This window comes from Paraburkholderia edwinii, from assembly GCF_019428685.1.
GTDB lineage: Bacteria > Pseudomonadota > Gammaproteobacteria > Burkholderiales > Burkholderiaceae > Paraburkholderia > Paraburkholderia edwinii.
In genome coordinates this window covers 2,665,566-2,688,729 of sequence record NZ_CP080096.1, presented here as the reverse complement: position 1 = coordinate 2,688,729, position 23,164 = coordinate 2,665,566, and the positions used below count along the sequence as shown (strand labels likewise).

General features: G+C 61.4%; 16 protein-coding genes. 13 read left to right on the top strand and 3 right to left on the bottom strand.

The window, feature by feature from the left end; all coding sequences use genetic code 11:
* Positions 1-2 precede the first annotated feature (2 nt).
* The 9 genes from KZJ38_RS33415 (at position 3) to KZJ38_RS33375 (ending at position 11,967) form a co-directional block, all read left to right on the top strand.
* On the top strand, positions 3-1,430 hold the full coding sequence (locus KZJ38_RS33415; protein ID WP_246641902.1) for an ATP-binding protein: 1,428 nt from the start codon (positions 3-5) through the stop codon (positions 1,428-1,430).
* A gap of 359 nt (positions 1,431-1,789) precedes the next feature.
* Complete coding sequence (locus tag KZJ38_RS33410; protein WP_219801294.1) at positions 1,790-3,151, top strand: TolC family outer membrane protein; 1,362 nt, start codon at positions 1,790-1,792, stop codon at positions 3,149-3,151.
* Complete coding sequence (locus KZJ38_RS33405) at positions 3,151-4,935, top strand: type I secretion system permease/ATPase (RefSeq protein WP_219801293.1); 1,785 nt, start codon at positions 3,151-3,153, stop codon at positions 4,933-4,935. Before KZJ38_RS33410 ends, KZJ38_RS33405 begins: the two co-directional genes overlap by 1 nt.
* A 116-nt stretch (positions 4,936-5,051) precedes the next feature.
* Positions 5,052-6,311, top strand: coding sequence for an HlyD family type I secretion periplasmic adaptor subunit (locus tag KZJ38_RS33400; protein ID WP_219801292.1), 1,260 nt, complete (start codon positions 5,052-5,054; stop codon positions 6,309-6,311).
* Between the two features lie 63 nt (positions 6,312-6,374).
* Positions 6,375-6,722 (top strand): hypothetical protein, encoded by a 348-nt coding sequence (locus KZJ38_RS33395; RefSeq protein ID WP_219801291.1) that lies wholly within the window; start codon positions 6,375-6,377, stop codon positions 6,720-6,722.
* Between the two features lie 127 nt (positions 6,723-6,849).
* Positions 6,850-7,581, top strand: a complete 732-nt coding sequence (locus KZJ38_RS33390) for a hypothetical protein (RefSeq protein ID WP_219801290.1) — start codon at positions 6,850-6,852, stop codon at positions 7,579-7,581.
* Positions 7,582-7,848: 267 nt separating this feature from the next.
* Positions 7,849-8,448 carry a hypothetical protein gene (locus tag KZJ38_RS33385; protein WP_219801289.1) on the top strand — a complete coding sequence of 200 codons (600 nt, stop codon included), beginning with the start codon at positions 7,849-7,851 and terminating at the stop codon, positions 8,446-8,448.
* Positions 8,449-8,683: 235 nt separating this feature from the next.
* Positions 8,684-9,415: a hypothetical protein gene (locus KZJ38_RS33380; protein WP_219801288.1), complete on the top strand. Its 732-nt coding sequence runs from the start codon at positions 8,684-8,686 to the stop codon at positions 9,413-9,415.
* Between the two features lie 14 nt (positions 9,416-9,429).
* The gene (locus KZJ38_RS33375; RefSeq protein ID WP_219801287.1) at positions 9,430-11,967 is read left to right on the top strand and encodes a hypothetical protein; all 2,538 of its coding nucleotides are present in this window, start codon (positions 9,430-9,432) and stop codon (positions 11,965-11,967) included.
* A gap of 71 nt (positions 11,968-12,038) precedes the next feature.
* On the opposite strand, the gene KZJ38_RS33370 is transcribed toward KZJ38_RS33375, so the two are convergent.
* From KZJ38_RS33370 to KZJ38_RS33360, 3 genes are all read right to left on the bottom strand, one after another.
* Positions 12,039-14,954, bottom strand: a complete 2,916-nt coding sequence (locus KZJ38_RS33370; protein WP_219801286.1) for a mechanosensitive ion channel family protein — start codon at positions 14,952-14,954, stop codon at positions 12,039-12,041.
* A 284-nt stretch (positions 14,955-15,238) separates the two neighbouring features.
* Complete coding sequence (locus KZJ38_RS33365) at positions 15,239-16,888, bottom strand: MFS transporter (RefSeq protein WP_246641901.1); 1,650 nt, start codon at positions 16,886-16,888, stop codon at positions 15,239-15,241.
* 224 nt (positions 16,889-17,112) lie between these two features.
* A complete protein-coding gene (locus KZJ38_RS33360) occupies positions 17,113-18,609 on the bottom strand; it encodes a sigma-54-dependent transcriptional regulator (RefSeq protein WP_219801284.1) in 1,497 nt (498 codons plus the stop codon).
* Positions 18,610-19,653: 1,044 nt separating this feature from the next.
* Between KZJ38_RS33360 and KZJ38_RS33355 the strand changes: the two genes are divergently transcribed.
* The 4 genes from KZJ38_RS33355 (at position 19,654) to cpaB (ending at position 23,138) form a co-directional block, all read left to right on the top strand.
* A complete protein-coding gene (locus tag KZJ38_RS33355; protein ID WP_219801283.1) occupies positions 19,654-19,848 on the top strand; it encodes a Flp family type IVb pilin in 195 nt (64 codons plus the stop codon).
* Positions 19,849-20,000: 152 nt separating this feature from the next.
* A complete protein-coding gene (locus tag KZJ38_RS33350; RefSeq protein ID WP_219801282.1) occupies positions 20,001-20,537 on the top strand; it encodes an A24 family peptidase in 537 nt (178 codons plus the stop codon).
* A gap of 237 nt (positions 20,538-20,774) precedes the next feature.
* The gene (locus KZJ38_RS33345) at positions 20,775-22,259 is read left to right on the top strand and encodes an ATP-binding protein (RefSeq protein WP_219801281.1); all 1,485 of its coding nucleotides are present in this window, start codon (positions 20,775-20,777) and stop codon (positions 22,257-22,259) included.
* 45 nt (positions 22,260-22,304) lie between these two features.
* The gene (gene cpaB / locus KZJ38_RS33340; RefSeq protein WP_219801280.1) at positions 22,305-23,138 is read left to right on the top strand and encodes a Flp pilus assembly protein CpaB; all 834 of its coding nucleotides are present in this window, start codon (positions 22,305-22,307) and stop codon (positions 23,136-23,138) included.
* Positions 23,139-23,164: the final 26 nt, after the last annotated feature.

Sequence of the window (23,164 nt, the reverse complement as noted above, 5' to 3'; positions counted from 1 at the left end):
TTGTGCCTCGCTTCTTACGTTGCCTATGGCCCGACACGCTGTTCGGCCGCCTCGTCATGATTCTCGCGATCGGCATGTTTGCGGGGCAAGTGCTGACGAGCACGATCTGGTTCGACACGCACGAAAGCCGCACGCTCGAAGTGCCGGCGCGGCTTTTCGCCAGCCGCCTCGCGGATACGGCGCGCCTGATCGCGCTTGCGCCGGACGACGCGGCACGCCGCGCGCTCGCGCAACAGCTTGGCGATCCGAAATATCAGATCGCGTGGATCGCGGCCAAAGCTCCGGGCGTTGATGCAACCAGCACCGCCGGCTTTCGCCGCGAGCCGATCGTGCAACGCGTGATCGGCGACCTGATTCGCGGCGTGCTCGCGCGGCGCCTCGGCGCGCCACCTGAAATACGCCTGCTCGAAGCCAACGTACACGACGACTCGGGCAAGCGCGGCGGCATCCTGAACCTGTTCGATTCGCCGATGCCGACCGGCGACTTCCACGTCCAGCTGAAGCTGCATGGCACTGGCTGGAGCGGCTGGCTCGATGTGCGCGCAAACGAAGGCCAGGCCGACGCACTGACCGAGCCGCATTCGCTCGCGCTTGACTACCTTGTGCGCATCTATCTGATCCGCTTTACCGCGGTTTGCGTGCTCGCTTTCATCGCGGTGCGGTTCGCGGTTCAGCCGCTGCGCCAGCTCGCGAAAGCGGCTGAAGCGCTGGGCCGCAACATTCATCGTCCGCCGTTACCGGTTACAGGTCCGTCGGAAGTGAGAAGCGCCGCACAGTCGTTCAACGCGATGCAGCAGCAGCTGGCCGACAGCATCGCGCAGCGCACGCGTTTTCTGACCGCGGTATCGCACGATCTGCGCTCGCCGCTCACGCGCTTGCGGCTGCGCGCGGAAATGCTGCCGGACCCCGTGTGGCGCGAGCGGCTGCGCGGCGATCTCGACGAGATGGAAGCGATGGTGACGTCGACGCTCGACGCGGTGCAGGGCATCGAGATTACGGAGACGCGTCACGAGATCGATCTCGATTCGATGCTCGAAGGTCTCGCGCAAGACCTGCGCGAAGCGGGCCACGCGGTCAGCATCGCGGGCCGCGCGGGGCGGCCCGTGCCCGGTTATCCGCGCAATCTGAAGCGCTGTCTGCAGAATCTGCTCGACAATGCGGTCCGCTATGGCGAGCGCGCCGATGTGCAGATCACGGATACGGGGCGCAGCGTGCGCATCGTGATCAGCGACCGCGGTCCGGGTATTGCCGATGCGGCACTGCGCGAGCGCGTATTCGAACCGTATGTCAGGCTGGCGTCGAAAGAGGGCACGGGGCTGGGTTTGACCATCTCGCGCAGCATTGCCGCCGCGCATGGCGGCACGCTGACGCTCGAAAACCGCGCGGAGCGCGGGCTCGATGCAGTGCTGAGCTTGCCGCGCGAAGACTGAGCGGCGGCAGGAACGCTGGGTTTAATCGGCAAGCACACACCCATCCCTGGATCCCGGTGTTCGCCTTTCACCCCGTGCGGGTTTTCCTTTCGAAATAATTCGATTGTCTGAATTCGATTCTTCAGACTAATCCGATCAAAATCCGTCCCTATTTCCCATAGCCTGTGCGTGGCGGTGTGGAGACCACATCGATGGTGCCAAGTGAAGCGAACAGAAATGTTTCGCCGGACATGGCATCCGAAAGCGCTGACAGGAATAGAAAACATGTGCAATGGGCCGGATTGGATCGAAAAATATGAAACATACCGGGGGAGCCTGCATATAAGGCACTGCATGAGGGGCACGCCGTGCGCATTGCGATGAAGACGATCGCCAGTGCTCTCCTGATTGCGTCGGTAACCGCGGCACAAGCATCCGGTCTGAGCGGACTCGCAGGCGATGCGCTTGCGGCCGACGCGGTGTTCCAGAGTGCGGAAGCTGCATGGCGGGCCGCTATCGAAAAGGCGCCACAGGGACGCGCGGGACTTTTGCCGCAAGTTGGCGTGCAGCAGTTGATCTACCGCAACGGTGTCAAGATTCCGGGGTACGCGGTTCCCGGTTACTCGACAGTTGGCTTCACTCTTTCGCTGAACCAGCCGCTCTTCAATTGGGCCGCTTGGGAAACATACCAGCAGGGCCAACTCTTCGCGATGGATGCCGATCAGGCGTTAGCGCAGGCGAGACAGGATCTGCTTCTGCGTGTTTCGCAGGCCTATCTTGATGCACTGGATGCGCAGGAGGCGCTGGCGCTTGCCACTAGTCACGTGAAAGCCGTCGCAGCGCAGCTGGCACTCGCGCAGCGACGCTTCGCACTCGGTGATGCAACCATCGTTGACACAAACGAAGCCAAAGCCGGTTTCGATGCTGCGCAAGCCGACGAAATCGGCGCGCGAACCCGGGTTGACGCGAGCTATGCGGCGCTGGAAAAGATCGTCGGCCAGCCTGTCGGCAGAGTCAACGGATGGCGCGACGATTTCCGCCTTCGCCCCATCGATCCACCCGATGTCGAGTCATGGGTGAGTGCGGCAATGACATCGAATCATAATGTGCGCAGGAAAATGATTGCCGCGGAAATTGCCGGTCGCGAAGTTCGTAAAGCGCGCGGTGGCGACTACCCTACCGTCGCGCTGGTCGGCAACGTCAACAACGGCAATGCGGCGTTCATCAACGGCCAGGCGAATTTCTATACGGGCGGGAATCGCGGCACGGCAGGCGCAATCGGCCTCCAGATTTCAATCCCCCTTACCGACGGCTTCATGACCCGGAGCCGGATTCGCGAAGCGCGCGCGCTAGAAGACAAGGCCGGCCACGATCTGAACGATGCCCAACGCAGTGCCGGGCTCTCGGCTCGCGATGCGTACCTCGGGGTGACGAGGGGGCTTGCCCAGACACGCGCGCTTGCCACCGCGGTGCAATCCGCGGCCGTTGCATTGCGCTCAAACCAGACCGGCTACCGTGTCGGCGTCCGGGTCAACGCGGATGTGCTCGACGCGGAAGACAAACTCTACCGGGCTCAACGGGAGCTGGTTCGCAGCCGTGCGGAAACGGCGCTGCAAGGCTTGAAGCTGAAGGCGAGCATCGCCGACCTCAGCGAGGCCGATCTCGCCGCGCTCGATGCGCAGATGGTTGAGAGTGCAGATGCTGCTGTGCATCCCTTTCCTTACACGCAGGCGACCCGCTGATGTACCAACTCATGAAGCGTCACCTGCTTGTCGCGGCAGCATTTAGCGTTGCCTCCAACGTGCTCGCACTAACGCCTACCCTATACCTGCTCCAGGTCTATGATCGCGTGCTGCCCAGTCAGAGCATTGAAACTCTGCTGATGCTGATAGCGTTTATGGCGGTCGCGCTCGGGATGAATTTCGTGGTCGACGTTGCGCGTAGCCGGATATTGTCCGACCTGGCCATGCAGATCGGCAACCGGCTCGATCGCTTAGCTCTGCAGGCGCAAATTTCAGCGCACGCGCATCGACTTCCGTTCGGCGCATTTGCAGGGCAGGGCGATATCAATACGCTGCGTGCGTTCCTTGCGGGGTCCGGCGTGATCGCTTTCTTCGACATGCCCTGGCTACTCGTCTATCTGGTGATCATCGGGCTCTTTCACTGGACCCTTGCACTGATCGCGGGGATGAGCGCGCTCGTGCTGTTCTGCGTTGCGCTATTCAACGACCGGCTCACCCGAAAATCCATTCAGTCATATCTCGTCCGGCAGCGGGAAGGCGATGCGTTCTATCAACAGATTATCCGCAACGCCGACGTCATGACCGTGCTCGGCATGAGCAGCAACCTGGTGGATGCCTGGGACTTGCGCAAGCGCGAATATCTCGCGGCTCAGCGGGACGTTTCGGATAACAGTGCACTTTACCGCGACATCAGCAAGGGATTACGCCAGGCGATTCAGGTAATCATGATGGCCGCTGGCGCCGGACTTGTGATAACCGGCCATGCGACGCCGGGCGTGATGCTCGCCACCACGATCCTGCTCGGCAAGGCGCTCGCGCCGATCGAACAGTTAATCGGCAACTGGAAGCAGGCGGGGGAGTTACGCGAGGCGTGGCCGCGGTTGAACGCATTGCTAACCATTCCGGCCGATGTTGAACAGGTGGCACTGCCGCGGCCGAAAGGCGAGATACGTGTTGAACAGGTTACTTTTAGCGCGCCGGCGCACACGCGAGGAACGGGCAAGCTGCTGCTTCGCGGCGTCGATTTCACGTTGGCTGCCGGGCAGACGCTGATCATCACCGGCCCGAGCGCATCTGGAAAATCGACGCTGCTGCGGATTATCGCGGGGCTGTGGCGTCCACAGGCGGGCACGGTGCGTCTCGACGGTGCTGACGTTACGCAATGGCCCAGACAGTCCCTCGGACAGTATCTCGGTTATGTGCCGCAGGATATTGAGCTACTCGCGGGCACCGTCGCCGAATGTATCGCCCGGACTGCGAAGCCGTTGCCGCTTGATTCGGTTGCCATCGTTCGCGCGGCGCAACGCGCTGAGGTTCACGCGATGATCCTGGCCCTGCCTCAAGGCTACGAGACGCCTATGGGAGAGGCCGGCGAATCGCTGTCGGGTGGCCAGCGCCAGCGCATTGCCCTTGCGCGCGCACTGTACGGCGATCCCGCGGTCGTGCTGCTGGACGAACCGAATGCCAGTCTCGACACGGACGGCGAAGCGGCACTCTGCCGGGTACTTCGTCATCTGAAAGCCGATGGCGTGACAGTCATCGCGGTTACCCACCGACCGTCGATGATCGAACTGGCGGATCGGATACTACGCCTCAAAGACGGACAGATCGAGAAGCTGTGGCAACCTCAAATTGACCTCGGATCCGTCGCCGGAGGTTCTCAAGGCGATGATGCGGCCCGGATGCCGTTCATTGATATCGGCGAGCTTCATGCCCTCCGGTCATCGCTCCAGCCCGCACGAGCACAGACTGCCGAAATCGTGACGGGGAGGAGCGATCAATGACCCGGTTTAATTGGTGGCGTCGCTCGAGCGAAACATCAGTAGGTGTCTTGACCGATTCGGCACGGTCTACTGGACATGCACTGCCCTTGCCACGAAGGTTAATCGTAGCTAGCTGCATGGCGACAGCTGCCGGATTGGGCCTGATCGCGGGATGGGCGGCGCTTGCGCCTCTATCAGGCGCGGTGGTAGCCGAAGGCGTGGTGCGCTCGGAAGGCGAACGCAAGACGCTGCAACATCAGGAGGGCGGCATTGTGAAGGCCATATTGATCCGCGATGGCGACCGGGTAAAGGCCGGTCAGGTGCTGATCGAGCTGGATAACGTGAGCCCAGCAGCAGAACTGTCTGCACTGCAAGCGCAGTTCGACGCCGAGCAGGCGAAAATCGCACGACTCTCGGCCGAACGCGAACTGAAGGATACGCTGACGTTTCCGGCCATCCTCGCAGGCCGGCAAACCGATCCTCGCATCGCCGAATTGCTTGCGCGCGAGTCCGCGCTCTTCACGGCGCGTCGCCGCGCCTTCGTCGACCAGAGCGCCATGCTGCGCACTGAACTAGCGCATACGCAACAGGAAATCTCGATCAGCGCGCAAATGATCAGGACGATGAACCGTAGTTACGCGATGGCGGCACAACAGCGGCGGACTAACGAAGCGTTACAGAAGGAAGGTTTCGTGGCCGAAACTAAGGTGCTCGATTTACAGCGCACCGAAGACGACGCACTGTCGCGCGTTCAGTCCGGGGAGGCCGAGCTGAGCCGCGCGAGACAACGACAGATCGATCTTGAGCTGAAACTGGCCAGCGTGCGCAACGACTATGTGAAAGCGGCCGACGATGAACTCAAGGAAGCTACCACGCGCTCGGTCCAGCTCGCAGAGCGGCTTCGTCCCGCGCACGACGTATCTGCGCGAACCCGTATAACCGCGCCGGTTGCCGGGCTGATCGTCGGGCTGAAGGTGCATACGATTGGCGCGGTGATCGGGCCGCGTGAACCGATTGTCGATGTCGTACCTGAAGGCGCGCCGCTCATCGTAGAAGCGAATATCCAGCCGGATGACGTGCGTGAAATTGCGCCTGGGAGTCATGCCGATGTGCGCTTGACGGCCTACAACTCGCGTACCACGCCAATGCTTGACGGCAAGGTGATCTACGTTTCCGCGGACGCGTTGACCGACAAGGAAAACCGCGCCCACTTCTACGTGGTGCGGGTCGAGGTGCCGGCGCAGGCATTGAACAAGGCGAACCGACTCGCCAGGACGCCCATTGCCTTGGGGCCGGGATTACGGACCGAGGTGTACATCCGGAAGCATGCGCGCTCGGCGATCGATTATCTGCTGGAGCCGGTCATGGACGGCATTCGCAAGTCAATGCGGGATTGAAGCGTCATTGCGATCCGTGAAGTGAGTCACGTTTAACTTTTTTCGCGAGGAATTCGACTGGTTATGAAGATCAGGGTATCCAGAGGTTTCGTTTTCGCTCACGTCTCGCTAGTGGGACTTCTTGTCATTCAGTTGGGCCATGCAGAAGAAATGCCGCGCGTGGAGTTCGGATGTCAGGTGCGTGACGCACAAGGTATGCCGCTCAATTCAGCCGACCAGACTTCGCAGCAACGGGTTGAAGCGATCCGTTGCATGGACGCTGCCGACAGAGAAAGCAGCCGAGAGTCGGCGCAGCAGAAAAGCCAGCAGCAAACTGTCGAGAACCTGAACAACGCTCGCCGTGCTCAAGCTGCAATTACCCGGCCTGGTTACGGTAGACCGCCCAATTTTAATTGGCGGCCGCCTCAATGATCTCTTGAAATTCCCTGAGTAAGCCCTGCGTCAGATGCGTGCAGAGATGATTCCCTGCACGAATCCAGGATGAGCGTCGACGATGGAAATCCCGCTGTTCAATACAGCCTTTTATGGAGCATGACAGATGAACCCTGTAGTAACCGTTGCGGTGACAACCGTCACTGTGGCAAGCAATCTGAGTTACGCACAACCGGCGGCTCTGCCGGAAGCCGCTGCATCGATGTCGAACGGCCTGAAATATGTTCCGGCGGCGAGTTCGTTGACCGTAGAGTCTGTTCCCCCCCGAGCAGTCGAAGAGGTGAGTCAGATGATATCCCGACCCAAGACGCCTATTGAGTTCGTCAAGAACCTTAAATTCATCTTTGATAATAATCTCTTGCTGAATGACGACTTTTATTCCGAAGCCAACCTGAAAAATGTGTTTAATTTGGAAAGCGTCCATTTAACCGGATCTGTCGAACAGAATGGGGATGGTCGGATCTCCATTTCATCGAGTCATTTTTCATCAATATTCCCATGGGTGGCTATACCGGAACGCATTGATCTCACGCCAACTGCGCAATTGGTGGGCGGAAAGGCGGTTCATCACACCGGACATGTCACGGCAGGAATGAATTTCCTCATGCATGAGGGCGGTCCGGACTTTGACGAAACCCAAAAGGTATTTGCGGAGAAACTTATCCGACTCCCGCCGCAGCCATCTCCCCACGGCGGGCCGCCCGCGGCGACAGCTCCCCACGGTAACGAGACGTGGCAATACAAGCAGTCGGACGATCAGGCTGAAAAAACGGTCACGATCGGCTTCGATCCGGCTGGTCGACTTTCCAGCGTTCTAATCAGTGTCAGGAAAAGTTAAAAAACGAAGAACGAAATGACAATTCTCGAACAAAAGGATCAGCTGCGTGCAGACATCAGTCGCCGCACGATCGAGGACGCGCGTCGGCGATGGAAATCCCGCTGTTCAATGCAATTTTTTTATGGAGCATGACAAATTAACACTATAGCAACCGTTGCGGTGACAACCGTCACAGTGGCAAGCAATTTGAGTTACGCACAACCGGCAGCTCCGCCAGAAGCCCCTGGGTCAACGACGAGTGGCCTGAAATATGTCCAGGTGGCGAAGTTGCCGACCACACAGTCCGTTCCGCCCCATATATCGGAAGAGGTGAGCCAGATGATATCGCGACCCAAAACACCTGTTGATTTCGTCAGGAATCTCAAGTTCATTTTTGATCACGATCTTTTGTTAAACGACGATTTTTTCTCCGAAGCCAATCTGAAGGATGTTTTCAATCTGGACGACGCTGAGGTCTTTATCGATTCAACCGATACCGAACGGAAGATTTCAATTATACAAAATCCACCTGAATCAGTATTTCCGCGAATCAAAGCGTCTGATTTTTTTGGCGGCTCGGCTCCCGGCGCTGGAATGGTAGGTGGAAAGACGGTGTCTCAATCCGGATCGGTCAAGGCAGTCATAAATTTTGGAATGGTTGAAGTTGGTCCCGATTTCGATACAGCCTGGAAGATATTCGCGGAGAAGTTCGTTCGTCTTCCGCCCGAGCCTTACCGCCACGGTGGTCCTCCTGAGGCAACAGCCCCTCATGGCAATGAGACCTGGCGGTACACGCTAGCTGGCGATCAAATCGAAAAGACGCTCACTGTGGGTTTCGGCCCCTCTGGCACACTCTCTAACGTTCTTATCCAAATCGAAAAGCACTAAATAGAAAACTAAAGGATATCTAATTTAATGTAAAATGCTCTTGAAAAGTTGGATGACCGATTCGGTGTTAGTCCTTCGGTATGCAATGCAATCATGGGGCAGTGTGAAAGTTCGATTTTGTGACGTGAAATTAGTCAAATCTGTGATTTAGATATTGTTGATATATGCGCGATAAAGAGTGAGCGATGATGATGGAAATACCGTTGTTCAACGTCGTTTTTGTGGAGCATGTCAAATGAACCCCGTAGCAACCGTTGCGGTGACAACTGTCACAGTGGCAAGCAATTTGAGTTACGCACAACCGGCGACTCCGCCGGAAGTCCCCGCGTCAACGGCGAGCGGCCTGAAGTATGTCGAGGCGGCGAGCTCGCCGACCACACAGTCTGTTCCTCCCCATACATCGGAAGAGGTGAGCCAGATGATATCCCGACCCAAAACACCTATTGATTTCGTCAGGAATTTTAAGTTCATTTTTGACCATGATCTTTTGCTGAAGGACGAGTTCTTTTCCGAAGAAAATCTGAAGAATTTTTTCAACCTGAACGAAGTGAAGGTCAATACCGATCCGGTCGGCGCCGATCGCAATATCTCATTTGCGGCAAATCCGCCTGAATCAATTTTTCCGCGGATCAAGGCGTCAGATTTTTTTGGTGGCTGGGCTACGGGCGCTGGGATGGTAAGTGGAAAGACGACGCATCAATCCGGACTGGTCACGGCAGCTATTAATTTCTCAATGGTTGAAGTTGGCCCCGATTTCGATACGGCCCAGAAGATATTCGCGGAGAAGTTTGTTCGTCTTCCGCCGGAGCCTTACCGCCACGGCGGTCCTCCTGCGGCAACAGCCCCTCATGGCAATGAGATTTGGCGGTACACGCTAGCTGGCGATCAAATCGAAAAGACGCTCACCGTCGGCTTCAATCCCGCTGGCAAACTTTCCAACATTCTTATCAAAATCGAAAAGCACTGAGCAGGTAAAATTAAATGACAGTTAATCTCACGTCGAAAGCCATTGAAAAGCTGACAGAAGCTTTTACCCTGAATCCTTCCACATATAACGCAATCATTGATGCAGCGAAAAAGTCCGCCTTCCTAGCGGGCGAGCTTAACCAATTTTTCAGCTCGGGAGACTGGAAAATCCTGATTGGTTCCGCAAATAGCGGAATCTTCACTAATCCATCCGATCAGGTCATCAGCATTGATCCCTCCTGGAATGAGTCTCCCGACGCATTTGCTACCACGCTGGCACACGAACTGGGACACGCCCTCTTGACGGGCGGCACAGGAGGCAAGCTAGCAACAAACCCGGACCAGGCAATTGCGAATGGACAGACGAACGAAGGCGTCGCAATGCTCTCGGAGTATATCGTCGCAATTCAGTTGGGCCTGAAGGGCGGCACAGCCGGGCACATGCATTCAGACGACTCAAATAGCACGCTCACGCAACAATTGAACCAACTCGCGCTGTCGATGGGTATCGACGTGAACAACGCGCTGTTTGGTTCCGCCGCTGCCCAGATGCTCGCCAATCCCGGTTCTGCAACTGTCAGTCTGGCGGGGCAGTACTATGCCAATCTTCATCCTTCTATTGCCCAGAATATTACGTACTCCGAATATTGGTCTGATTGGTGGATCGTCAGTCATTGCGGCATGGACCCTAATACCGTGGACTGGACCAAGATACAGAGCCCGACAATCACTTACAAAACCACCACGATCAATGGGCAGCAGGTGTGCTCGATTGAGAGCAAAGCCATTCCACTAGTGAACGGCACATGGCTGATGGTTGGCGGCGACGTATCGCTCAATGGGTTCGTAACGTCAACGCTGTTCGGGAGCAACGGTCAGATAACGGAACAGGCGAAATTCGACTATTCCGGATTCAAACTTCAAGACACTTTTTATGGATTGAACGGCAAGGCGACGCAGCAGTTCAACTTCAATGTCGACAACAGCTACACAAAGTACGACTTCAGTGCGGACGGTTCACAGACCGCGAGCCTGTACGGGGTCAATGGCCTGTTGACCGAATATGCGAAGTTCAACACCAGCGGCTTCAAAACGCTTGACAGCTTCTACACGAACGGCAAGGAAACACAGCGGTACACCTTCAATCTGGACAAAAGCTATACGAAGTACGACTTCAGTGCGGATGGTTCACAGACCGCCAGCCTGTACGGGACCAATGGCCAGTTGACCGAATATGCAAAGTTCAACGCCAGCGGCTTTAAAACGCTCGACAGCTTCTACACGAACGGCAGGGAGACGCAGCAGTACAAGTTCAATCTGGACAACAGCTATACGAAGTACGACTTCGGCGCGGATGGTTCACAGACCGCCAGCCTGTACGGGACCAATGGCCAGTTGACCGAATATGCGAAGTTCAACGCCAGCGGCTTCAAGACGCTCGACAGCTTTTACACGAATGGCAGAGAAACGCAGCAGTACAAGTTCAATCTGGATCACAGCTACACGAAGTACGATTTCAGCGCGGATGGTTCACAGACCGCGAGCCTGTACGGGACCAATGGCCAGTTGACCGAATATGCAAAGTTCAACGCCAGCGGCTTTAAAACGCTCGACAGCTTCTACACGAACGGCAGGGAGACGCAGCAGTACAAGTTCAATCTGGACAACAGCTATACGAAGTACGACTTCAGCGTGGATGGTTCACAGACCGCGAGCCTGTACGGCACCAACGGCCAGTTGACCGAATATGCGAAGTTCAACACCAGCGGCTTCAAAACGCTCGACAGCTTTTACACGAACGGCAAGGAAACGCAGCGGTACACGTTCAATCTGGACCACAGCTACACGAAATATGATTTCAATTCAGATGGTACGCAGGCAGCCACGCTCGTCGATGCCCAAAACAAGGTAACCGAGTATGCGACGTTCAACGTCAACGGCACCAAAACACAGGACATCTTTTTCGGCATGGACGGAAAATCAACCAAGCAACTGGACTTCAAGCTGGACGGCAGTTATACGTCGCACGTCTTCAACAGCGACGGTTCACAAATCGCCGCGCTGTTCGGCGCCAATGGTCAAATGACGGAGTACGCAGCCTTCAACGCCAGCGGGTATAAAACGCAGGACATCTACTTCGGCACCGACGGAAAGACGACCAAGCAGTTCGATTTCAATCTGGACGGCAGCTATGCGGCTCATGCGTTCAATAGCACGCAGGAATTGATCGGGGTATTTGGTTCCAACAACATCATCCAGGACTACTATCAGTACACGGGGCGAACGTTGACTGAGCACGATTTCTTCGACAGCCTCGGCCGTCAGATCGAGGCCGACCGCTATAACTCACTGGGTCTGACGGGCTTCACAAAGTTTTCGTACAACAACGACGGCTCGTATTGGTCCACGACGTACGACAAGACAGGTCATGCGACCGCCCAATCAAAATACGCCGGGGACGGGCTTCTGCTGCAAAACACTAACATTTACGACAGTAAACACTGCGGCGGCTATTTCATGAACGCTCAACTGATCGCGGGCTTCCAGATATAGTCGCGATGTGATGGTCGGCGGGCTCGCGGATAAGCCCGCCATCACCGCAGCGTACGGACACGGCAAGCGTGCTAGGAGTGGTGGCCTCCGGTATCCGGCTTTTCTCTGGCGCCTTGCCCCGCGCCGCGATCCTCGTCGGTATCTGCCTGCGCGTTATCTCGCCCGCCACGCTTATCATGCCCACTTCGCGCACCATGACGCACGCTGGCGTCACGCGTGCCGCCCGCATCGCCATCGTCATCCGGCTCGCCGCGCCCATTCAATTGCGCGACCGTCAGCCTTCCATCCTCCGGCGCAAGCAATTGCCGCTGCGGATTCAGAATCGCAATGCCACGCTCGCTGAAGCGCTGGAAAATGCGCCGGTTGAATTCGCGCTGCACGCCCCAGCGCGCGGAGTCGCGGCACTGCACCTGGCCCGCGAGCGTAACCGACGCGCCGTCGACCGCATCGACGCCCCAGAATGCGAAGTCCGACAGAATGCCGTCCTTGAACTGGTCGTCTCCACGCAGCGACGCGCCGATTTCCTTTAACGTCGCGATCGCGAGATCGAGGTCCGCGCCGAACACGATGCTGACCCGCACCGCCGCATTGCCGAGCCCGCGATTCGTATTGTTGACGGTCGACACCGAACTGAACGGCACCGTGTACAAGGAACCGTCGCCGCCGCGCAGCCGCACCGTACGAATCGACAGATACTCGACCGTGCCCGACACGCCCGCAAGCGTGACCCAGTCGCCGACCTGCATCGCGTTTTCCATTAGCAGGAAAATGCCCGTGATGAAATCCTGCACGAGTTTTTGCGAACCGAAGCCGAGCGCAACGCCGAAGATGCTCGCGCTTGCCAGCAGCGGCGCCGTATTCACGCCGAGTTCGCTCAACCCCGTCATCACCACGACCAGCGCGATCACCACGAAAAGCGCCGTGCGTAGCATCGGCAGCAAGGTGCGCAGGCGCGCGGCGCGCATCAGATCGCCGCGCTGCGTCCAGCGCGCAAGGCGCCGCTCGACCGACACGTTCACCGCTTCCCAGACGAACAGCGCGATGACCGCGGCCACGAAGATCGTCACGATCGCGGACGTGAGCCGATGCCCGATCGTGCCCGCCGCGAAGAACTGCCAAACGTCGATATGCCACACCTGCAACAGTACCAGGATGGTCACCACCGCGATTAGCAGATAGACGATTCTGCGCACGAACGGGTAGTAGCGGTACGCATGCTCGTGAACGAGCGAGCGCCCCTCTTCCTCTTCGACGCGAAAGATCCGCCCGAGCGCGCCGAACACGACGATCGACACGACGCGCGCGCCGATCAGCACGGCCACCGAAATACCGCCGAGATGCAGCAGCGTGCGATAACCGTTCTGCACATCGAGCGCCCAGACGAACCACAGCGCCATCACGATAAACACCGCGACACCGGTCCACAAATCGACGAAGCCTTCGCCGACGAGTTTCATCGGGCTGCTGCTGTCCTGCGCCCGCGCGCGGATCGCTTCGGCGACGGGCTTGCGGCATTGCAGGATCATCAGCGACAGCAGCACGTGGCCCGCGAGCGCGACAAGTTTGACGAGCGCGGTATGCGCGGACTCCGAAAGGCCAAGCGCGAGCGCGATTTCGACGACCGCGGCGCCGCCGCCGATCGCGCTGACGATCCAGATCGCCCAGCGCTGAACAAAAATTGCCCACCGGTCCGGCATGCGCCACAGGCGCAGCGCGGGCGCGTCGGGCTGCAGGAAGACGCCGCAGGCGATAACGACGGTCCGGCAAATCACGTACAGGTCGATCAGCGTGCTGAGCGCGCGGTCCTGCGGCGAGCCGTCTTCGGCGAGGATCGACATCAGGACGCTCGCGACGGCGACAAATACCGCGAGCGGCACGAGGCGCAAGACCAGTTGCAGCGCGGCGAGCGGCAAGCGCTGCAGCAAGGTCCAGTGAGCGACCGCGTGGCGCTGGCTGCGCGCCTGTTTGGCCTGCTGCTCGGGGGTGTCGGCTGGGATTGACGAGGCGGCAGCAGGCGCCGCGGGCGGCGTGGACGCAGCCGATGCGGTCGATGTTGCTTCAGCCTTAGCCGACGTTGCGGCGGCTGCGGCGTCGGCGTCGGCTTTCGCCTGGACGGCACTTGCGTCGTCGCCGGGCTGCAAAGGCACGCCGGCCGCCCGCGCGGCTTGCGCTGCTTCTTCATCGATGTCGCCGGGCGTTCCGACGACACGCGCGGCTGACGAAGCGGAAGCTGAAGCAGAAGCGCCAGCCGCCGCATCAGACTTCACACCCGGCGGCGCGGCAGCAGGTGCGGCCGTAGTCGCCGCGGTGGTCGCAGATGCATTCACCGCAGCAGTCCCACCCACCACCGCATCCCCTCGCGTTTCGCGCCGCGCGGCCGCCTGCTGCATCGCCTCGCGATGCAAACGCCGCGCGGCAATCGCGGCACGCGCGCGGCGCAACAGCCGCCGCACCAGCCACTCGATAAAGATGGCCGGCAATAGTGTGCCGAGGATCGCGGACAGAATCGTCGCGAGCCTCGCGCGCTCCTGCGGGTTCTGAATTTCATCGCGCCACCACGCGCGCACCGACGCCGTATCGAGCAGCACGATCAGCGAATGCTTGAGCGACATGCCGGCCTGCCCGAGCCAGCGCGCGCCTTGCCGCGCGATCTGCGCCGCGAGGCCGTTCGATTTGAGCGCGAGCGGCGTGCTCGCAGCGGCCGCCGGCGCCGCGCTGGCAGCCGCTGCGGGACTCGCCACGACGGGCGGCGCGGCCAGTGCGCCGGCGGCGGCGATCGCATGCAGCGTGTTGGTCACCTGCGCGCGACGTTGCGGATCGTTGAGGACGTCGAGCGCCTGGCGAGCCTGGTCGGGCGTGAGCTTGACGGGCGGCGCAGCGGATGCGGCGGCGGGCGCCACCGGCGCGGCCGCTTTAGCCGGCGCGGGGGCCGCGAGGGCCGGTAGCGCCAGTACGATAAAAAACCAGGCGATCAATTGTTTGCGCATAGAAAACATTCAGGCGTCGTTATTCAGGTGCTATCGGGCAGAGAGCGGGGCAGAGAGCGGCGGGCGGCGCCGGGTCCAATTCGATCTAACGAAAAGTAAAAACGACTGATTGCCGGGCCGCAAGTTCCTCGATGGGGCGCAATCGGTGGTGGCGGACGCAACGCGTGTGCCCGCGCCGCCCGCGCCCGATTTGCCCGCCTGCCCGGTTGACAACCCGTTCAGTCGGGGCTTGGTCGGGGCTCAATCGAGATTCAAGCGGGGTTCAAAAGGGGCTCAAGCGGAACTCAATCGGCGCGAGCGTCGCGCCGTCCGATCATCAGCGCCGCACACATCGCCGACCCCAGCGCAGCGACCGCGCAGACAAGTGCGACCGCGCGAAACGCGGCATCGAGGGCGGCATCTTCCGCATACGCAACCGGCGCGTCATGCCGCGCGACACCGTCGGACGACTCTGCGCCGGGCGCGATGGCCTGCATCACCGGCCCGGAGCGATGGGGAATATGCAGTGCGTCGAGTCGCGACGACAACACCGCTTCATACGTCCACGCAAACACGATACCGAGCGCCGCCACCGCGACCAGGCTCGCGACGCGCGCGACCGCGTTGTTGATGCCCGACGCGACGCCGGTCCGCTCGCCGGGCACCGACGCCATGACGGTGGTCGTGAGCGGCGTCACGGTCAGCGTCATGCCGAGACCCATCACCACGAGCGCCGGAAAAAACGCAGCCCAGTACGACCCGTCGCCGGTCGCGAGCGGCACGAGCGCGAAGAGCGCAAAGCCCGTCGCGGTGACGATCGAGCCGGCCGTTAACAGCAGGCGCGGCCCGAAGCGCTCCGCGAGCGCACCGCCCGCGAAGCGCGACAGCGCGCCGATGATGAGCGGAATCGGCAGCAGCGCCTCGCCGGCCTGCGTCGCCGTGAACCCATGCGCACGGATCAGCGTGAACGGCAGAAAGAACAGCGTGCCGCCGAGGCCGAAGTAGAGCAGTAGCGTGACAAGATTGGCGCCGCTGAAGTCGCGCGATTGAAACACGTCGAGCGGCACCATCGGTTGCTTGCCCGCCGCTTCGATGATGACGAAACCGATCAGCACAATGCCGCCGCCCGCCACCGACGCGAGCACGGCCGGCGCCGCAAAACCGGCCACGCCGCGCTCCGAGGCGAGCGTGAGGCCATACGCCAGCGCACCGAGGCCCGCCGCGGCGGCGATCGCGCCGGCCCAGTCCATGCGGCGCGGCGCGTCGGGCTGATGGCTGTCGGGCACCGCGATCAGCGCGAGCACGACGGTGGCCAAGGCGATCGGCAGATTCAGGAAAAAGATCGCGCGCCACGAGAACGCATCGACGAGCCAACCGCCCGCGACCGGCCCGAGCGCAGAAGTGATCGACGCAAAGCCGGCCCAGATGCCGATTGCGCGGCCGCGCTCGCGATCGTCGAATACCGCGCCGATGATCGACAGGCTGCTCGGCACAAGCAGCGCCGCGCCGATGCCTTGCACCGCGCGCGCGGCGATCAGCGTCGCCGAATTCGGCGCAAGGCCGCATGCGGCCGACGCGAGCGTGAAAACCACGATTCCGCAGACGAATATGCGGCGCCGGCCGTAGCGGTCGCCGAGCGCGCCGCCGACAAGCACGAGCGAGGCGAGCATCAGCAGGTACGCATCCACCACCCATTGAATCGCGGCGACGCTCGCATGCAGTTCGGTCTGCAGCGCGGCAAGCGCGACGTTGACGACCGAGCCGTCGATAAACGCCATGCTCGAACCGAGGATCGTCGATGCAAGCGCAAGCCGCTTGTAGCGGCTGCCCCGGTCGCGTATGGCGCAGCGTGCGCCGCAGATCGCCAGTTCGTCGCAGGGGCTCGCGCTGACGGCGACGGCCGGGGGATAGGGCGCGCGCCGCGCGGGCGCGCTGGAGAGATCGGGAGGGGACAAGTTCGATTCCGTGCCGGTAACACGGACAAGCATAGCAACGGCGGCGGCCCGCATGCAGCCACATGGGCAGCGGGCATGCGCCCGCGCGGGTCCTGGATGGCCTTAAGCGGCGGACCGGTAAGCCGTTTCGGCAGCGTTAAAGCCGCTACAACCGGACCCGCTAACGCGGCAACCGTTGCTAGCCGCGAGCCATGAGCCGAAGCGACCGCAAAGCGACTTACCGCTCAAACCACTACCACGGACCGCGGCCGCATATGAGCCTGCGCAGGCGTCACATCGTCGCCTCCAGCCTCGGGCTCCTCAGGATCCGCTTCGGCATCGCTGCTGCCGCCTTGCGCTTGCCGGCGTCCTTGCCGGATCGAGCTGATATCGCTCTGGATCCGGTTCGCGTTCATGAGCCGGTACAGCGTCGCGCGCGACACGCCGAGATCCGCGGCAGCGGACGACAGATTGTGCCCGTGCCGCCGCAGCGCGTCTTCGATCGCTTCGATCTCGGCCTGCATGCGGATTTCGGCAAGCGTCTTCGGCCGCTCGTTGGTGGCCGCCGGCAAGCCGAGATCCGCTTCGGTAATGAAGCGTCCTTCGGCCATTACGACCGCGCGCCGCACGCAGTTGATCAGCTCGCGCACATTTCCGGGCCAGGCGTAGTTCGACATCGCGACCACGGCGCCGCTCGAAAACCCGCGAATCTTATGCGTGCCGTCCTGGCGGTACATGCTGAGCGCGTAGTCGGCCAGCAGACGGATATCGCTGCCGCGCTCGCGCAGCGGCGGTTCGTCGAGGCGCAGCACGCAGAGCCGGTGATACAGGTCCGCGCGGAAGCGCCCGTCGCTGACCGCGGCTTCGAGATCGACGTGCGTCGCGGAGATCACGCGCACGTCGACCTTGATCGGCGCATTGCTGCCGAGGCGCTCGATGGTTCCTTCCTGCAGGAAGCGCAACAGCACGGCCTGGCACTCGTGCGGCATGTCGCCGATCTCGTCGAGGAAAAGCGTGCCGCCGTCCGCATGCTCGATGCGGCCGATTTTCTTCTGCAGCGCGCCGGTAAACGCGCCGCGCTCGTGGCCGAACAGCTCGGCTTGCAACAACGTGGGCGGGATCGCCGCGCAGTTGATCGCGACAAACGCCTGTTTTTCACGCGACGAACAGTCGTGCACCGCGCGCGCGGTGAGTTCCTTGCCGGTGCCCGATTCGCCGGCGATAAAGACGGGCGCATCAGTTTGCGCGCACTTGTCGAGGCGCCGGTAGAGCCGCTCCATCGGCTCGCAATGGCCGACCATGCCGTGCTTGCCGAGCGACGGCTTCGGCTTCACGCTCGTGCGCCGCAGGCTCGACAGGCCATGCGCATGACCGAGCGCGAAGATCAGGCGGTCGTTCAGGCAAGGCTTCGTGACGAAGTCGAAGCAGTAGTCGAGGATAAAGCGGCTGATGAGCTCGTCGTCGGAGCGGCCCGGCGCGATCTGCGCGACCCAGTTCGTCTCGCTGCGCTGCATGAATGCTTCGAGCGCGGACAGTTGTTGCGCGGTGCAGTTGTCGGGCAGGTCGACGAGGCCGACCTTGATATCGCCCTTGTCGAGCAGACGCTCGGCGAGCGCCGGCGTTTTCGCATGGACGACATGCCAGCCGGCAGTGGTCAGAAACTGGGCAAGTGGCTCGTCCGGCGCCGATGAGACGCAAAGCACGGAGCGTTCGGCGGCGGGCGACGTTGAGGTGGAATGCATGGTACCCCCGGTTGGACATTTGGCCGCCGCGCAGCGCGAGCGCGTGAGCCAGTGATCCTGCGATTGCGACAGCAGTTTCAACCTTCTTGTCGGCCTGCTCGTCAGCGGTCTTTAACGGTCTTTTGCTTGGCCCGGTTCTGCCCATTCCGTCGCCGTAGGGGCGACGGTCCTATCGTCGCATGATTACGGCATGGGATCAAAAATAAAGGAAACGAACAGGCGTTTGTATAAGCACAAATCAGGATGCAGAAATGAATCGCGCCGACTTGTGAAGGCGATGCTTCATTGCCGATTCATCGGCGATTCATCCGCGAACAGCGGCGAAGCCAAGCGGGACAAGGCTTCCCCGTTTAGACGGTTCACGCGGGTATCAATCGACACGCGTTTTCCGACCCGTTATATGCGCCTTGTCTCAAGGTTGCTACACATTCGGCATAACTCGTGCCGGGCTAATCCGGCCCCTTCCCGATCCGGCAGTTTTGACCGCAAAGCCTTGGCCAATGTGGGTCTGCGTCCGATGCGCCGTCTTTTTTACCACCGACAGGCAGCGTTTCCTTACGCATTTCGCATGCTGAACCGACCCCGAAAAATGTTGCGAACCCGAAACGTCGGCAACCTGAAAGCATTCTTCTAACGTGTTCGTCAGCGTACGAAACACGGCGCGACAAGGCTTTGCGCCCTCATGGCATACCCATTGCGAAAGCTCGGCCACAACGATTCGTTGCTGTCCGGAAACGCCGACCCGAAGAGATCGACAACCGGACAACAACACGGGGGACTTCACGGTTGGCGGTCGGGGAATCCGCGAATCGGGAAGGCGGCGGAGCCAGTGGGGGGCGAAGTCGGAAGAAGAGTGGAGCGAATGGTTCGTACGCCGTACGGACCATTCGCGACCACCTCGACGACGCAACCGGGTGGCGATGCCGTTTTGCTTGCCCACGGGCGGCTTGCAGTTGCAGCCCGTTCCGGCAGGTGTTTTTGCCGGTGCGTTTCCAGGCGCGGCGGCCTTTAACGGTAGTTCCACTTCACTCTACGGGGGTTAGCATGAAGAAGGCCATTCAACAGTTTCTGCGTGACGAAGAAGGTGCGGCAGCAATCGAATATGCGCTGCTGGTGGGTTTGATTTCGGTGATGGTGATCGGCGGCGCGACGCTCGCCGGTACGAGCATCCAGACGATTTTCACCACAATTTCCACTGCATTGCAGACGGCGGCGGGAAATACCGGGGTCAAGGGCTGATCGACGCGTTCCCGTGAAGCCCGCTCTGCCGCGCAAGCAACGCGGCGAGGCAGAGCCGGGCGCACCGGGCACACCGGGTCCGCAGGCGCCGCGGTCTGCATGTCAGGCCAGCGCCGCGAATTCGAAAAGCGCACCGCACACCGGAGACTTCAATGCACGCCGTTCCTTTTCCGCTCGGACCTTGTGTCGTGTTGCTGGTGATCGTCGCCGCCGTGCTCGACATGCGCACGCGCCGCATCCCGAACTGGCTCGTTGCGACGGCGTTCGCCGCCGCGCTGCCGGTGCAGTGGATGCTGCATGGCGCAGCCGATGGCCTTGGCATCTGGTTCGCCGGATGGCTGGTCGGTGGCCTGATCTTCCTGCCGGGATACGTGGTACGCGCGGTCGGCGCCGGCGACGTGAAGTTGATGGCCGCAGTCGGCGCGTGGTTCGGCATGACGGGCGCGATCGAGACCGCGATGATCGCCTGCGCGATCGGCGGGGTCTGGGCGCTCGCGGCGATGTTGTTCAAGCGGCGCATGAAGGACGGTCTGTCGAACACCTGCTCGATGCTGCTTTCGGTGACGGGCGGATGGCGCCAGGTCGCGCAGCAGGGGGAAGCGATGCGTGCCGTGTCGGTAGGAAGGCTGCCGTTCGGTGTCGCGATCGCGTTGGGCGCGATAAGCACGATGGTGCTGGGCACGCAGTAGCGCGCAGCCAGAAGAACACATAACGAAAGCCAGGCCTCCGCAGAGAGACACGGCTTCGATAGCAGGATCGCACGTCGGGGCGTGCGAGCAGGAACGGGGAACAGGCAGGTAAAAACGCAGGCAGAAAAGCAGGCGAGAAGGCCGACAAAAAAACCGGCCGCATGTCGAGCGAAAAGCGCGAGCAGAAAACGCGAGCAAAAAGCGACACAAAAGCTGACCAGATACGGGGGAAGTCAGATGAACAATGCTCACGGACCGGGCGAGGTTGGGCTGCGCGATATCGGCACGCACGATGTCGCATCACGCGGCCACGCAGCGCACTCAGCGCACTCAGAAGGCGCGGGCCGCGCCGCGCAGACCGTGGCTCAGACCGGCCTCGACCTGCCGTTTCTCGCCGAGCTGACCGCGAAGGCCGCCGCGGTCGAAGGCAAGATCAGCCTGGCGCAACTGGTGGAGCGCCTCAAGCTGACGATTCCGGTACTCGACGAAGTCACAGGCTTCATGATTCGCGAGCGCCAACTCGAAGTCATGCACCGGGGAGCGGCCGACTTCGACGTGCAGTACCAGCTGACCGAAGAGGGCCGCGTACGCGCAATCGGCTATCTCGCGCGGTGCGCGTACGTCGGCCCTGCGCCGGTCACGCTCGATGCGTACGCACAAGCCGTCGCGCGCCAGTCGGTCACCCTGATGCGCATCTCGCGCCCATTCGCGCGCGCCGCGCTCGCCGGGCTCACGCTGTCCGAAACGCTCGTCGACGAAGTGGGCGGCGCCGTCAACTCGGGCCGGCCGATCCTGCTCTACGGGCCACCCGGCGGCGGCAAGACGCATCTGGCCGAAGCGCTTGTGCGGCTGATGCCCGGCACGATCGACGTGCCCTATGCCATCCTGATCGATCGCTCGATCGTGCAGATTTACGATCCGCTCGTGCATGTCGCATGCGCCGCGGCGGGCGATGAAAAGTACGCGGACACGGCCATACCCGCAGCGACATCGAACCGCGCCACCGTCACGTCGTTGAACACACCGTCAGACCGCCGCTGGCAACGCTGCCGGCGCCCGGTCGTGATGGCGGGCGGCGAACTGACGCTCGACATGCTCGAGCTCTGCTACGACGCGGGCACCGGTTTCTATCAGGCGCCGGGCCACGTGAAGGCGAACAACGGCCTGTATATCGTCGACGACCTCGGCCGCCAGCGTGTCGCGCCGCAAGACCTGCTGAACCGCTGGATCGCGCCGCTCGGGCGCGGCACCGAAACGCTGGCGCTGCAGAACGGCGCGCGTTTCCAGCTGCCGTTCGACGTGCGACTTGCCTTCTCGAGCAACCTCACGCCCGAGCAGCTCGGCGACGACGCCTTCTTGCGCCGCCTCGGCTGCAAGCTCTACGTCGGGCCGCTATCGCAGCACGAGTACCGCGCGCTCTTTGCATCGCTGTGCGACGAGCTCGGCCTGCGCCGCGACGACGACGCCTTCGATTTTCTCGTGCACCGGCTGCATCAGCCGGCGCGCCGGCCGCTGCTCGCGTGCTATCCGCGCGATCTGCTGAGCCTTGTCGTTGCGCACGCAACGTATCGCGAAGAGCCGCCGGCCGCGACACCGGACACGCTGCAGCGCGCATGGAACAGCTATTTCGCGAGCGGCGGCAACAGTAACAACGCGCCGCAGACGCAGCCGATGCGGCCCGATCATGCGGGCGAGGTGATCCGGCGCTTCGCGACCGCGTAGTCAGGCAAACAGTCAGTCAACAGCCAGTAACGTAGGAGACGGGACATGAACAACTCACGCGCGATATTCATGCTGCTGCTCGCGACAGCGGCGGGCCTGGCGGCCGTGGTCTTCGGCTCGCGCTGGATGATCTCGCAGTCGTCGGCATCGACGGCGAAAGTGGTGGTCGCGACCGCCGATATCAGCCTCGGCCAGCGCATCACGCCTGACGTGCTCAAAGTAGTCGACTGGCCGACGACCAGCGTGCCGCCCGGCGCGTTCAACGACGTGCAAAAGCTCGACGGCCGCGTGCTGAAGGAAAGCACGCTGCACGGCGAGCCCGTGCTCGAAACGAAGCTGTCGCCGGTCGGCACGGTCGGCGGTCTTTCCGCGGTGATCAACGAAGGCAAGCGCGCCATCACCGTGCGCGTCAACGACGTGATCGGCGTCGCGGGTTTCGCGCTGCCGGGCAACTACGTCGACATCATCGTCAACACTGAGAAAGATCCGGGCATGGCCACGGGTGCGCACGATCAGCACATCTCGAAGATCGTGCTCGAAAAGATTCTGGTGCTCGCGGTCGCGCAGGAAGTGGCGCGCGACGAGACCAAACCGAAAGTGGTCGACGCCGTGACGCTCGAAGTCACGCCCGACCAGGCAGAGAAGATCGACCTCGCGCGCAGCATCGGCACGCTGTCGCTGGTGCTGCGCAATCAGGTCGACCCACAGGCGGCGGCGACCGCCGGCGCGACGCGCACGACACTGCTCGATGTCGCTGTGCCTGCGCCGGCTTCCGCGCCGGCACCGGCGCCGCGTGTCGTGCGCAAGGTTGCGGCGCGCGAGCCGATGAATTGTGTGCGGGTGATCGTCGGCGGCGACGCGACGAAGGAATGCTTCTGAAGCACGCGTAGAGATGCGAAGCAACG